At 45.2% G+C, this 13,735-nt stretch carries 10 protein-coding genes; 3 read left to right on the top strand and 7 right to left on the bottom strand.

The genetic code is table 11. The features are described from left to right. A partial coding sequence (locus H6G48_RS05265; protein ID WP_190719801.1) for a hypothetical protein occupies window positions 1-314 on the top strand: 314 nt, incomplete at its 5' end. Here the strand turns inward: H6G48_RS05265 and cobN are convergent. Continuing rightward, on the bottom strand, window positions 308-3,949 hold the full coding sequence (gene cobN, locus H6G48_RS05260) for a cobaltochelatase subunit CobN (protein ID WP_190719798.1): 3,642 nt from the start codon (window positions 3,947-3,949) through the stop codon (window positions 308-310). The genes H6G48_RS05265 and cobN overlap by 7 nt on opposite strands. Before the next feature lie 377 nt (window positions 3,950-4,326). On the opposite strand from cobN, the gene H6G48_RS05255 reads away from it, so the two are divergent. After that, complete coding sequence (locus H6G48_RS05255) at window positions 4,327-6,522, top strand: hybrid sensor histidine kinase/response regulator (protein ID WP_190719795.1); 2,196 nt, start codon at window positions 4,327-4,329, stop codon at window positions 6,520-6,522. A 182-nt stretch (window positions 6,523-6,704) separates the two neighbouring features. On the opposite strand, the gene H6G48_RS05250 is transcribed toward H6G48_RS05255, so the two are convergent. From H6G48_RS05250 to H6G48_RS05240, 3 genes are all read right to left on the bottom strand, one after another. Continuing rightward, window positions 6,705-6,821 carry a photosystem I reaction center subunit VIII gene (locus H6G48_RS05250; protein ID WP_004162778.1) on the bottom strand — a complete coding sequence of 39 codons (117 nt, stop codon included), beginning with the start codon at window positions 6,819-6,821 and terminating at the stop codon, window positions 6,705-6,707. A 57-nt stretch (window positions 6,822-6,878) separates the two neighbouring features. After that, window positions 6,879-7,361 (bottom strand): photosystem I reaction center protein subunit XI, encoded by a 483-nt coding sequence (locus H6G48_RS05245; RefSeq protein WP_004162779.1) that lies wholly within the window; start codon window positions 7,359-7,361, stop codon window positions 6,879-6,881. Window positions 7,362-7,716: 355 nt separating this feature from the next. Beyond that, entirely contained in the window at window positions 7,717-8,127 is a 411-nt protein-coding gene (locus tag H6G48_RS05240; protein WP_190719792.1) for a universal stress protein, read from the bottom strand. A gap of 163 nt (window positions 8,128-8,290) precedes the next feature. On the opposite strand from H6G48_RS05240, the gene H6G48_RS05235 reads away from it, so the two are divergent. Then, window positions 8,291-9,499: a phosphoglycerate kinase gene (locus tag H6G48_RS05235; RefSeq protein ID WP_190719789.1), complete on the top strand. Its 1,209-nt coding sequence runs from the start codon at window positions 8,291-8,293 to the stop codon at window positions 9,497-9,499. Between the two features lie 132 nt (window positions 9,500-9,631). Here the strand turns inward: H6G48_RS05235 and H6G48_RS05230 are convergent, their stop codons facing one another. The 3 genes from H6G48_RS05230 to zwf form a co-directional block, all read right to left on the bottom strand. Continuing rightward, window positions 9,632-10,216: a Uma2 family endonuclease gene (locus H6G48_RS05230; RefSeq protein WP_130756682.1), complete on the bottom strand. Its 585-nt coding sequence runs from the start codon at window positions 10,214-10,216 to the stop codon at window positions 9,632-9,634. 157 nt (window positions 10,217-10,373) lie between these two features. Continuing rightward, window positions 10,374-11,729, bottom strand: coding sequence for a glucose-6-phosphate dehydrogenase assembly protein OpcA (gene opcA / locus H6G48_RS05225; protein WP_190719784.1), 1,356 nt, complete (start codon window positions 11,727-11,729; stop codon window positions 10,374-10,376). A gap of 268 nt (window positions 11,730-11,997) precedes the next feature. Continuing rightward, entirely contained in the window at window positions 11,998-13,527 is a 1,530-nt protein-coding gene (gene zwf / locus H6G48_RS05220; protein ID WP_190719781.1) for a glucose-6-phosphate dehydrogenase, read from the bottom strand. Window positions 13,528-13,735 lie beyond the last annotated feature (208 nt).

The raw sequence follows: 13,735 nt of genomic DNA, 5'->3' as shown, positions 1-13,735 counted from the left end.
TTGTTAATTGGTCAACGACTCAAAGAAATGAACAAAGAGGTAATTGCTTCAATTGTTGGACGAGGTTATATCCTGGATGCTCTATCTGTAGTTGGTATTTAGAGAATTGGTATAACATTTTAGTCTTTAATGATCAGGCGCATCATGCTTATCGGATATCTCGGATATCTCCAGATAAAAATGATGCTGGCGATGAGCAAGAATCGGAAAAATATCAAGAAAAAGAAGCCACGATTTGGCTTGAGGGTTTAGATAGGGTTTGCGATCGCGTAAGTGAGATGCTCCCTGATTCTAGACCAGTTATCAATTACTGACCCGATTCGATCGCTCCTTCGGCCTCATGGACAATTGCCCTCAATCGATCTAAAGTTTTCTGGTCCACCTGAGTCCATAATCCCCGTTGTTGAGCTTCTAATAATCTTTCGGCCATATCTCGCAATGCCCAGGGGTTTTTCTCCTGAATAAATTGTTGTACCTTGTGGTCAAATAAATAAGCTTCGGCTACTCCCTGATAGATAAAATCCTCCACCAGATGAGTAGTGGCAGAGTAGGCAAAAATATAATCTACGGTCGCAGCCATCTCGAAAGCGCCTTTATAGCCGTGTCGCATCACTCCCGCTATCCATTTGGGGTTAACCACTCGCGAACGGTAAACGCGACGAATTTCTTCCTCTAGGGTTCTGATGCGGGGATTTTCTGGACGGGAATGATCACCAAAATAGGTGACGGGATTTTTGCCGGTTAAAGCTCGGACACTGGCAGTTAAGCCGCCTTGAAATTGATAGTAGTCATCGGAGTCAAAAATATCGTGTTCTCGATTGTCCTGATTGTGCAGCACTATCTCTAATTCTTGCAGTCTATTTCTCAATACTTCTGGTAAAGAATGGGCAGTTCCTTGACTATCATAGGCATAACAACTCCAGTTAATATAAGCATTAGCTAAGTCTTGATCATTTTGCCAGTTTTGTGACTCGATTAACCCCTGTAAACCGGCCCCATAAGCACCCGGTTTGCAGCCAAAGATTCTGGCAGTAGCTCTCAGTTTCGCCTCTTTTTCTCCTAAGCCCTGACTTAGCCAAAACTCCCTCTCTGTCTTCACTTTCGCCGCTAAAGGATTAATTTTTTCCTCTTCCTCTTGACAAGCTACCGCATTTATGCAAGAATTAAGAAGATGTAGTATGCTGGGGAAACTGTCCCTAAAAAAGCCCGATACCCGAACGGTCACATCAATGCGAGGACGGCCTAAGCTAGACGGGGTAAGGATTTCAAACCCGACCACCCGACGGAAAAAACCATCCCAAAGGGGACGAATTCCCAGTAAAGCCATGGCTTCGGCCACATCTTCGCCACTATTTCTCATCGTCGAAGTTCCCCAGATAGAAATCGCCAAAGTGCGGGGATATTCGCCATTTTCTTGGGTATAACGTTCAATTAGTGCCTCTGCGGCCTTTCTTCCCACTTCCCATGCGGTTTCTGTGGGGATTGCGCGGGTATCGACAGAATAGAAATTTCTGCCGGTGGGGAGAACATCGGGACGGCCGCGGGTGGGAGCGCCGGAAGCGCCACTGGGGACGTATTGGCCAGCGAGACCTTTTAAGAGATAGGTAAGTTCATCCGGGGTTTGTTTTAAAGCAGGAATTAACTGATTTTCTAGCCAAACCAATTCTTTTGCCGTATTTTCGCCTAGAGGTTCAATTTTCTGGCTAATTAAATCCTGAGCGAGACTTTCCAGATAGGTAGTAGTATCGTTATATTCCGTCAGGGGGTCGCAGTCGAGATGGAGGTCAAGGGCGATCGAACGGGTTAAACCGGGGCGGTCGGGACTAGGAGAACGAGCGATCGATTGGATTAAATCAATTAACTGCTGACCCTGGGGACATTGACCGAAGATATGTAAACCGTCGCGGATTTGTGCTTCCTTGAGTTCACAGAGATAACCATCCACGAGGGTGAGAAATTGACTAAAGGAAGCGCTGGTCGCAACGCGCTCGCTACGCGAGATCGTGCCTAGCTCTCGATCGAGATTAGTTTTCGCCATCAGATCGTTAATCCGCTCGCGAATCAGAGCTAAACGAGAAGGATCGAGAGATTCTGCTTGATAATATTCATCGATGAGGGACTCTAACTTTTCCCAATCCCCATACAATTCCGCTCGCGTCATTGGGGGGGTGAGATGGTCGATGATAACAGCTTGGGAACGTCTTTTAGCGCTGGAACCTTCTCCGGGGTCATTGACAATAAACGGATAAAAATTCGGCAGCGACGAGAAAGCAATTTCGGGATAACAATGGGGAGAAAGAGCGAGACTCTTCCCGGGTAGCCATTCTAAATTGCCGTGTTTACCGAGATTAATCACAGCAGTGACTTGGAATTCCTGTCGTAACCAATGGTAAAAAGCGAGATAGCTGTGGGTAGGTTCCAGGTCGGGGGAATGATAATTAAGAGTCGGGTCAAGGTCGTAACCGCGAGAAGGTTGAATACCGATAAAGACATTACCTAACTGGATGCCGGGGATAGGGAAATCCCTGTCTGGATGTCCCCAACGGTCAAGCAGAGCGCTTTGATTATCGGGGGGAAGGGAGGAGAAATAATCTAGATATGCTTCTAGGGAGAGAGATTGATAGATAGGTTTTAATTCCCTTGTCTCCAGGTCATTAGTGATACCGGAAATCAGCAATCGCATTAAGTCATCGCTATGGTCGGGTAGGTCGGTGAGGGTATAACCTTGGGTTTGTAATGCGCGAAGAATTGCCAGACCACTAGCGGGAGTATCTAAACCGACTCCGTTAGCGATACGACCATCCTTATTGGGATAGTTGGGGAAAATGAGAGCAATTTTTTTCTGGGAGTTGGGAAGGGAGGAGAGTTGACAATAGTTTGCGGTTAAATCAGCGACAAAATCAACCCGGTGGGGGAGGGGTTGATAGATAACTATTTCCGTTTCTAGTTTGGGATGTCGGGTGAGGACAGATTTAAAGGAAATAGCGCGGGTGATAATTTTGCCATCCATTTCCGGTAAAGCGATATTCATGGCCACATCCCGGGGGGAAAGACCTTGATAACCCTGTTGATAAGCTTCTAAACTGCTGCTGCTGAGGATAACTTGGAAGATTGGTTTATTGAGAGACTGCCAGAAGTGATGATTTTGTTTGTCTTCCGGTCGCTGGATAGAGAAGCTAGTGGTGTCGAGAATTAAGTCTGGGGGATGGTGGGAAAAGAGGGTTAATAGTTCCTCTTGCACTTCAATTTCCCGCAGAGAGGAGAGAAAGATGGGGACAGTTTCCATGTTTCTTTGGGTGAAAGCGCTGATTAAAGCATCGATAGCTTTGGTATTACCCGCGAGATAATGGGAACGATAGAAAAGTATCCAAGTCCGTGCTTGGGGTTGGGATAGGGTTATCTGGGAATAGATTCCCAACCGAGGGACAACCTGAGGAGGAGAGGGAAGATAGTCGAGATGGAGACAGGTATGCGCGATAAATTTAGCAGCATTAATCCAGTTATCTATCCCTGCTTCCGTGAAATAGCACCATAACTGATTAACAGTAGTTAGGGAAGCAGTGGAATGACTCATCAACTCTAAATCCGGTTTATCCTCTCCCGGGAGGACAAATAAAGTCGCACCGGTTTCCTCGACAATTTCCTTAACTACTTCCAACCCGTAGGACCAACTCCCCCGTCCCCCCAATAAGCGAAGAATAATCACCCTTGCTTGGGATAGTACCTTGTCCCCATAGTTATCGATACTGTATTGCTGCTGTAACTGGGATAAATTCAGGGCGCGAATTGCGGGAAAATTATCGGGTAGATGGTCGATAGCTGCCGCTAGAGTTTGAATATCGGTATCAGCCATGGTGAGGAGAACAATCGGGGCCGGATTTTGGTCAATAATAATCACCCCTTCGGTATCTGCTGTCCAACCACCCGCTTGGGGAGCAATTCGGTGCATAAGTTTTGAGAGTCAGGTTAAATAATGATTAGGTTTTGAGAATCAGGGTCTCGATCGAGGGATCATTCTTAGGTAGATAGAGATGATTATATCTGTCTGCGGCAATTTAAAGAACAGGCAATAGGGATTAGGGAATAGTAGGGGATAGGGATTAAGAAAACTTCACTAAAAACCAAACCCCAGTCCCCTTACTGATAACTGGGGTTTGGGAAGTGGGAAGTGGGGAAGTGGGGGAAGTGGGGGAAGTGGGGGAAGTGGGGGAATTTCAACTAAAACCCCAAAACCCCAAAACCCTATCACCCTATCACCCTATCACCCTATCACCCTATCACCTCCTGCCTCCTGCCTTCTGATAACTGATAACTGATAACTGATAAATGAATGCTGCTCCCGCTTATGTTTGCTGTCAAGTGTTGTCATCTACTCACCTCGAACAAATTCGTTCTTGGTGGGGACAGTTGGCAATACAGGTGACAGCGCCGAGGATTAGTCTAAGTGAAAGAGATCTTCCCCCACAGACAGGAGAAATCTATCAACTCTTGCTTTCCACTGACCTACAAGCTTTATTGTTAGCCAGTCCCCAAGCACATAACTTTGAGTACGAAGTCCGCATTAGTTTTGAAGCGAACACGATTAAAAATTTTCTGCAAGGACTTTCCGTCAAGTCTCTCCACCACCCAAAAATTCAGCAGGGTTATCAAATTTTAAATCTGCCTCTATCCAATAATGTCAGCAGTTTTCAAAATCAAATTTTAGTCAAAATTCTCTCGATAATTTCTTCTCCGTCTGCTGATAGAGATTGTTCCCGCATCTTCTCCGTTTGTCAACCGGTAGAAGCTGCCCTATCCCAACAAATCCAACAGGAAAGATTATTAAACCAAGTCATCACCCAAATGCGTCAGAGTCTGGAGTTACCGGTGATTCTGGAAACCGTAGTCAGGGAAGTGCGGGATTTTCTGCAAGTGGACCGATTGTTAATTTATCAATTTTTTCCCAGTACCGGTGAGGTAAAGGGAAAAATAACTTCCGAGTCGCGCATTTCTGACCAGATAAATTCGGTGTTAAATTTAACCCCCGAAGACGATTGTTTTTCCTATATTCCCCAATACAAAGAAAAGTACCGTCAAGGATTAATTCTGGCTGTGGATGATGTGGATGTTAACTATTCTTCTTCCTTCTGTTTGTCGGAATTTTTGCGACAACACCAAGTGCAATCAAAATTAATCGCCCCGATTGTGGTACAAGAAGAATTGTGGGGTTTATTAATTGCCCATCAATGTCAAGAAAAACGCCAATGGTTGCCGCAAGAAAAGAAATTTTTAGGTCAGATTGGTGAACATCTCGCCATCGCTATCTATCAAGCGCAATTATATTCTCAAGTACAGGAACAAAAAGATATTTTTGAACGCCGGGTAATAGAAAGAACCCAAGAATTACAAGATACTTTAATGGCCGCAGAAGCCGCTAACCTCTGCAAAAGTGAATTTTTAAATAATATGAGTCATGAGTTATTAACTCCCCTAACTTGTATTATCGGTTTGTCCAGTACCCTGCAAAAATGCTCGGCAGCTAATAATTTTTTACCTCCCGACAAACAAAAACACTATCTACAAGTGATTCAGGATAACGGCAATAAACTATTAGAATTAATTAATGACTTGCTTAATTTCTCGCAAGTTTCGGCAGGAAAAGCCGTTTTAGATATTAAACAATTTTCGCTAAAATACCTCTGTAATCATGTTTTAGAAATTATCAAAACGGAGGCAGAAATTAAAGAAATTAATCTAATTTTAGAGATGAAAATTGCCGAAAAAGAGCATTATTTTTACGCCGATTACGATCGAGTTCAGCAGATACTTTTGTACTTGTTAAAAAATGCCCTGAAATTTACCCCCGAACAGGGTGCTGTCACGCTGAGACTGTGGAAAGAAGGCAGTCAGGTCATTTTTCAGGTAGAAGACACGGGCATCGGCATTCCTGCTCAAAAAATACCGCTTCTGTTTGAAAAATTTACCCAATTGGATGGCTCTCGTAAACGTCGTTATGGTGGTATGGGATTAGGATTGGCTTTAACTAAACAATTAGTGGAACTGCATTGCGGCACGATCGAGGTAGAATCTTGCTTAGATAAAGGTTCCATCTTTACCGTCCGTTTACCTCAACAAAAGCCCCCCAAACCCCAACCCTCAGATCATAATCCCCATTTTAATCACCAGCATCCCACTGTAGTTTTAATTGAAAGTGACGAAGAAATTGCCAATCTTATTTGTGAGTTATTGATGGTGGCACATTATCAGGTTATTTGGTTAATCGATAGTGTCTCCGCTATCAAAAAAATTGAGATCGTGCAGCCAGGTATTATAATTGTCGATCGAAAAATGCCAGATATATATCATCTCTGTCATCTTTTAAAAAAATCTAGCCAAACTCAAGCCAGTAAAGTGCTAATCTTGAATGATACCCCTGAAATCAGCGTTAATTTTCTTGGTCGTCATGGCATTGACGACTATCTCCTCAAACCGATTCAACCCTCCCTATTGTTGGAAAAAATCCGCTATCTAACCGCTTTATAAGTAGGGTTTGCGGCAAAAAGTTTTTTGTGGGTGTGGGGTGTGGGGTGTAGGGTGTGGGGTGTGGGGTTTTACCCATTTTCATCTGGTCAATTTTTTCTTTTTTCCTCAGAAAATAGAGCTTGAAAACTAACTATCAAATAGCTAATTTTCAAGCTCTTAATTGTAGGAATCCTAGAGCTAAATTAGGATTCACTCTCGATATAGATAAATAACAAACCCATAACCACGGCTGGCATTAACCAACAGACGATCGGGATTAAAATCCAAGGCAGATAAGAAGCTGCGTAGTCACCAGTCATGTCAAACGCTCCTAGGAAAAAAATAAGGAAATGATAATCAGGTAGAAAAAGGGTTAATTATTGATTAAAAACCCCGCGCATGATGCCATCAACGACACCAAGATTTTCTAGGAGGAAATAGGCCACAAAAGCACCACCCATACCGCCAATAAAGAAACCGGCAGCGAATTGACTCCAACCCTCCGCCGATTTCAGCGGATCACCACTAGCGGCCTTACCTTGGAAAGAGACAAGACCATAACTAGCTAAACAACCCGTAGCCAAAAGAACCATGGCTAAAGCGGGGATTAAGCCGCCGATATTGGCATATTCGGAGTCTCTCAGGGGGCCCAGGACAACCCAGGGACCACCGAGGAAATAACCGTGGGCCATACCCACTTCTAGACCGCGCAGAATCGGAGCTAGACCGGGACGATAGGCAGGTAAGTTACCAATAAAAGCTTTGGTAAAACCAGAAGCGGAAATGGGGGTAGCTAGATGACCAATGAACGGATCATCATTGTAGGGTGTCACCACCTGTTTGTATCCAGTTTCAGCCATTGTGTTTGAGTTCTCCTTTTTCCGATCAACAGGAAAATTGATCATAAAACTTTAAGATTACACTTTAGGCCTAAGAATTACTTCAAGCAACCCCATCGATCGAGTTTTCAAGGGTTGACGGCTGAAATTCTCACAATTCGTTACATTTCTCTCAGGGGAAGGGAGTGGGGAGCTTTGTTTCAGTAAACAGTAATCAGTGAACTGAAAACTCACATCTGATACTAAATCCGTTGAGTATAGGCTACATATCAGGATAGGCAAGAGGCAAGAGGCAAAAGGAGGAATAGATAATCAGTCTTTAATAACTGGATTTAGTATGATAACTGCTCACTGATAACTGCTCACTGATAACTGCTTAAGGGATAATCAACACTGGACAGGGGGCAAGGTTAATAACTTTGGTGGTGACGCTTTCGGACACACCTTCGCTGGTTAATCCTAAACCGCGACAACCCATAACGATCAGGTCGGCATTAACTTCATCGGCCACATCACAGATGACAAAAGAAGGTATTCCCTCCCTTTCAATCATTTCGGCCTTGATGCCAGCTTGGGCGAAAATCGCTTGCGCCGATTGTAACAATCTATCCACCGCTTCGATCGAACTCATCTTATCGTCGGGGGCAATTTCTCCGGCGGGTGTCGTTTCCACCACCGACAACAGCACCAAACGACTGTCAAAGATTTTGACCAATTCGATTACACTACTGGTCGCGTCACGACTTTCGCGGCTGTGGTCGATGGGAAATAAAATCGTCTCAAACATAATTAGCAAGTCTCTCCAATCAAATTTTTCTGGGCAAATCGGTCTTGGAACTGCAACACTGATCCCCAAATCTGAAATAATCTTTGTCAAAGTAATTGCCGCAAGTAGCGATACCCTGATTTAATCTTTATTGTACGGTAAGCAATCTAGGAGGTTATGGGCTGTGCCAAAAAAAACAGTAGCGAATTTAACAGAGGCTGATTTAGCGGGCAAACGGGTCTTAGTCCGGGTCGATTTTAACGTTCCCATGGACAAAGCCACCGGGGCAATCAGCGATGATACCCGCATTCGGGCGGCACTACCAACCATTGAGGATTTAATCAAAAAAGGGGCTAAGGTTATTTTATGCAGCCATATGGGTCGTCCCGACGGTCAAGTTAAAGAAAATTTGCGTCTGACTCCTGTGGCTAAACGTCTCTCAGAATTACTGGGTCAAGAAGTAGTCATGTGTCCCGATTGTATTGGTGAGGGAGTGACGGCAGCGATTAGTCAAATGTCTAACGGTCAAGTGGCCCTTTTAGAAAATCTGCGTTTCCACGGTGAAGAGGAGGCAAATGATCCCGATTTTGCCAAAAAATTAGCTGCTAATGCCGATTTATACGTTAATGATGCTTTTGGTACCGCCCACCGCGCCCACGCTTCCACGGAAGGCGTTACCCACTATCTCAGCCCCTCGGTGGCGGGTTATTTGATTGAAAAAGAATTAAACTACCTACAAGCAGCTATTGAAACTCCCCAACGTCCCCTAGCGGCGATTATCGGCGGTTCTAAGGTTTCTAGTAAAATTGGCGTGATCGAAACTCTATTAGAAAAGTGCGATAAACTGCTCATCGGTGGCGGTATGATCTTTACTTTCTACAAGGCCCGCGGTTTAAGTGTTGGTAAGTCTTTGGTGGAAGAAGACAAACTGGAATTAGCTAAATCCCTGGAAGCGAAAGCTAAAGAAAAAGGGGTGGAATTCCTCCTTCCTACCGATGTGGTGTTAGCGGATAAATTCGATAAAGATGCCGAGTCCCAAATCGTCAAGGTCGAAAATATTCCCGATGGTTGGATGGGATTGGATATTGGACCTGAATCAGTTAAAGTTTTCCAAGAAGCTTTATCTAACTGTAAATCTGTCCTCTGGAATGGCCCGATGGGGGTGTTCGAGTTCGATAAATTTGCGGCGGGTACAGATGCGATCGCTCACACTTTAGCCGATTTAACCGCTACGGGTACAACTACTATTATCGGTGGTGGTGACTCGGTAGCGGCGGTGGAAAAAGTGGGAGTGGCGGAAAAAATGAGCCATATTTCCACTGGTGGTGGCGCTAGTTTGGAATTACTCGAAGGTAAAGTTTTACCCGGTATTGCCGCCCTCGATGAAGCCTAATTATCGCTAATATCTAAGGTTTAAACAAGGTGGGTGTTGCCCCACCTTTTTTTATGAATTAGGGAGTGGGTTTTTAAAGTTGGATTGGGAGTTAATCATACAAATACTTTTGCGGCAAAAATAGTTGAGTCATTAGGATACTTCAATTGCGGTAAAATCCACCCGCTGATATAAATCTGTCAGGGATATTTGAAAATCTAGAGAAAACAAAGTTAAAATCGCTTCTTGATCGTGATAATCCCGGAATGCCCAATGATCGCCTCTTTTATGAAATTGTTCTATATAATAACCATATTGATCGATTAAAATATATTCTTCAAAACTATCAAGAGAGCGATAAAATTTAAACTTATCACCCCGATTATAGTCTTGAGTAGATTTTGATAAAACCTCGATAATCACCTGTGGATTGGTAATCGTATCGGTGCGTCCTCTTTCAAGAATTGGTTCTCCCTTAACGATCATAAGATCTGGATAGGTGTACACATTATAGGCGGGTATTGCCAAGCGTAGATCGGTGATAAATATATCATAGGCTTGATTCTGGATAGTTAAGGGAAATCTTCTATAAAAATTTCCCGCAATGCGATTATGGTTAGGAGTTCCCCCAGTCATAATAATAATTTCTCCATCTCGATACTCGTGTCTGTCGGTGGCAGTTTCCTCTAGTTGAAAGTATTCTGCGACTGTGTAGCGTTTCTCAGTGGTTGCGACCATATTGCCCCCTTGAAAGCAAAGCTCTGTTTTTATGATAACCTGTTTTCCGAAAAGCTAAAATTATCGGTTTTAATCAGGTGCTGACTGCCGTATAAATATCGAGAGACCTTGTTAACAAGGTCTCTCCAAAGTGGGTGGGATTATTGTTGCTAATTTGTCAATCCGGTTGGGATAATTTGAGGATAGCGCCGGTGACTTTCATGCTTTCTTGATAAAGCACATCTTGGCCCCAACGCTGTAACTGTTTACCTAGAAGAGTTTCTGTTTTTTGGTCTTCCAGATGGGACACTTGTTCAATGCGGCAAGATTGGGCCCCTCCCGAAGCTTCCATCCGCATACAGCCGGTAGTTCCCGAACAAATTACCGTACAACAATCGGCCTGAAGATTAGTAGAACTGAGTTTAATACTAATCAGATCTCCTTGTATCTCACCCCAATCGGCCACGGGAATACCGGCTAATTCCGCCTCAATTAAACGCTGGTCTTGACCGAGGAAGCTAATCCGATGAATAGCGTAATCTCCCGACCGGTGACTATATCCCACCGGTCGCCATTGTAACCGGCTGGCCATCCAACCGAGGAACATAAAAGCTTGGCAAGGATTGCCCTTTTCGTAATCAATAGTGATGCGATCGACTTCCAGAATAGCATCCCGGCGCTCTGGCGGATCAAAAGCCTCGGCGGTTAGTTCTTGCCAAGGAGCGAGACGACTCCAGTTCAGGTCAGCTAATGGTACATCTGTTGCTAATAAATCCCCCACTTGCAGCAGTTCCGTTTCCGGTTCCCGAAAAGTGCTGGAATCGACGATAATCGTATCACATTGACTGGCCAGACGTTTAAATAGTCCATATTCGCCATCGGGACTGGCTTTCCACCAGAGAAATTTGGGCAAACTGGGAATAGTTAACTCGGAAATAATGCCGCCAATTCGTTCCAAAGCTTCCGCTGTACCGCTTAAAGTAACGTATTCACAGCAAACTAAAGTGTTCTGACTACGTTTGTTAACGGGACAATAGGCAGAAACAGAGGCTTTTACCCCTTCATCGGCCTCGGCGGTGGGACAGAGGGTAATAATGCGACAGGGATTGGAAGCAGCGATCGCATCTGCCACCCCAATCGCATCCAAATCGGCGGCGTATTGACGATGATTAGCCCCGTCCTCGGCGTTTTTTTCCGCTTCCCAGGCCGCCCTTAACCGAGCGACAAATTCATCGCTAGAAAGCCCGGTTACTTCTAGTTCTAGGTCTTTCTGGGCGACTTTGATCGCGGCGTGAGTCCTGGGACCGGCAATACCATCAATCGGGCCGGTGTAATAGCCGAGAAGGGTTAACAATTCCTGTACCGCATCGGGTTCATAGACAATAAAGCTAAAGGTGGTGGCCCGGGTGGCGGCCATACCATCCTGATTATCATTATAGGATTGCCAGATATCGCGCAGTTCCTGCTCGATCACATCGATGGAAACATCTTTCGGTGCTTGCAGGGAGACAATGGGGGGGCTTTGGGTGGTCATGTCAGTTATCAGTTATCAGTTATCAGTTATCAGTTACCAGTTAAGTAGGGAGGCACAATTATTTGTAGGATGGGTTAGCGGTAGCGTAACCCATGCGGGCGTTGGGTTTCATGCTTCAACCCAACCTACGTTCATCTTATATTTAATTTCACCCACCCACTTATCAGTTATCAGTGATTCAGTTACCAGTTATCAGAGGTGAGTTACCAGTTATCAGATGTGAGTTTTTAGTTTACTGCTCACTGATTACTGGTCACTGTTCACTGTTTTAGAGTCTTCGCCAACGACGGCCATCGCGGTTAAGGAGAAATTCCGCTTCTGTGGGTTCCCAGGTACCCGCTTCGTATTGGGGTACGGAGGCGGGATCGGCGGGAGCGTCCCAAGCGGCGAGAGCGGGAGTAACGATGCGCCATGCTTCTTCTACCTCGTCAGAACGGGTAAATAGGGTTTGATCTCCTAGCATAGCGTCTAAAAGTAGCCGATTATAGGCATCAGCGCTGGCAACACCGAAGGAGGAACCATAACTAAAGTCCATTTCTACCGTGCGCGTGCGTAATTCCGACCCCGGCATTTTTGCCTCAAAACGCAGGGCAATACCTTCGTTAGGCTGAATTCGCAGACTCAGTACATTTGCATTAGTTTGTTGGGCTGCCGATTGGAAGATTAATAACGGCACATTGCGGAATTGGATGGCAATCTCGGAAACTTTTTTCGGCAGACGTTTACCGGTACGCAGATAGAAGGGGACACCCTGCCAACGCCAGTTATCTACGATTAATTTCATGGCCACATAGGTGGGAGTGGTCGATTCCGGATTAACCCCCGGTTCTTCCCGATAGCCCGGAATGGGTTTTCCTTTCATCCAACCGGCTTTATACTGGCCGCGGATGGCGGATTTTTCCAGGTTATTAATATCGGCCAGGTGAGTCGCTTGCAGGACTTTGACTTTTTCGCCGCGGACACTATCAGCGTTAATAGCGTTGGGCGCTTCCATGGCCGTCAAGCAGAATAACTGCATCAGGTGATTTTGCACCATATCGCGCAAAGCTCCCGATTTTTCGTAATATCCGGCCCGCTCCTCCACTCCCACGGTTTCGGCCACGGTAATCTGGACGTGATCGATAAATTGACGATTCCAGAGGGGTTCAAAGATAGCGTTAGCAAATCGGAACACCAATAAGTTTTGGACGGTTTCCTTGCCTAAATAGTGGTCAATGCGATAAACTTGGTTCTCCTGACAAACCTCTTGTACGACTCGATTGAGAACTTGGGCAGAACTGAGGTCTTTGCCAAAGGGTTTTTCGATCACTAACCGGTGTTTAATTGGGTCTTTCAGCATTCCAGCCGCGCCAAGGTTTTTAAGACCGGGGGGGAAGAAATTAGGAGAAACCGCTAGATAAAAGACTCGATTGCCACGGGTTCCCCGGATTCCGTCTAATTCTTCCAGAAAAACTTTCATTTTGGCGTAACTTTCCGGATCGTCCATGTTGCCGGGGAAATAGTACAACCCTTGGGCGAAGTCTTGCCAATATTCCTCACTACCAATCCCGTCGGAAAATTCTTCGATGCCTTGGCGCATCTGTTGGCGAAAATAATCATGACTCCACTCTCGGCGCGCTGTACCGACGATGGTTAATTCGGCCGGCAGTCGTCTTTCCCGTTTCAGTTGATAGAGGGCAGGAACCAGTTTTCTTTGGGTTAAGTCTCCCGATGCCCCAAAAATGACTAAAATTAGGGGTTCTGGGGTTCTTTCTTGTCGCAATCCCACTCGGAGAGGATTTTCGAGCAGCTTTACCATAGGATTTTGTCTAGCCGAGGTGCATTATTTTCCAGTCTAGCGAAAATACTCGACGGGATACCTAAATTGACGCTCCCATCGCACTCAAGCGCTTCGGGATTCCCTGTTCATCCAGTTACCTTATCTACTAAGCTTTCACCTAATAGACAGTGGGTAGTCTGTCCGAGGGCTTGAATTTCTGTCCGCCCGACAGTATTTGCCCGTGCGA

It is taken from the genome of Microcystis flos-aquae FACHB-1344, assembly GCF_014698375.1.
In the GTDB taxonomy this organism is placed as follows: Bacteria; Cyanobacteriota; Cyanobacteriia; order Cyanobacteriales; family Microcystaceae; genus Microcystis; species Microcystis aeruginosa.
This window is presented reverse-complemented; position numbering and strand designations above follow the sequence as displayed.

What these genes read in the sequence shown, in the direction of transcription:
- opcA (WP_190719784.1), bottom strand. Translation starts at nt 11,729, where the DNA reads ATGACCACCCAAAGCCCCCCCATTGTCTCCCTGCAAGCACCGAAAGAT.
- cobN (WP_190719798.1), bottom strand. Translation starts at nt 3,949, where the DNA reads ATGCACCGAATTGCTCCCCAAGCGGGTGGTTGGACAGCAGATACCGAA.
- H6G48_RS05245 (WP_004162779.1), bottom strand. Translation starts at nt 7,361, where the DNA reads ATGGCTGAAACTGGATACAAACAGGTGGTGACACCCTACAATGATGAT.
- zwf (WP_190719781.1), bottom strand. Translation starts at nt 13,527, where the DNA reads ATGGTAAAGCTGCTCGAAAATCCTCTCCGAGTGGGATTGCGACAAGAA.
- H6G48_RS05255 (WP_190719795.1), top strand. Translation starts at nt 4,327, where the DNA reads ATGAATGCTGCTCCCGCTTATGTTTGCTGTCAAGTGTTGTCATCTACT.
- H6G48_RS05250 (WP_004162778.1), bottom strand. Translation starts at nt 6,821, where the DNA reads ATGACTGGTGACTACGCAGCTTCTTATCTGCCTTGGATTTTAATCCCG.
- H6G48_RS05240 (WP_190719792.1), bottom strand. Translation starts at nt 8,127, where the DNA reads ATGTTTGAGACGATTTTATTTCCCATCGACCACAGCCGCGAAAGTCGT.
- H6G48_RS05230 (WP_130756682.1), bottom strand. Translation starts at nt 10,216, where the DNA reads ATGGTCGCAACCACTGAGAAACGCTACACAGTCGCAGAATACTTTCAA.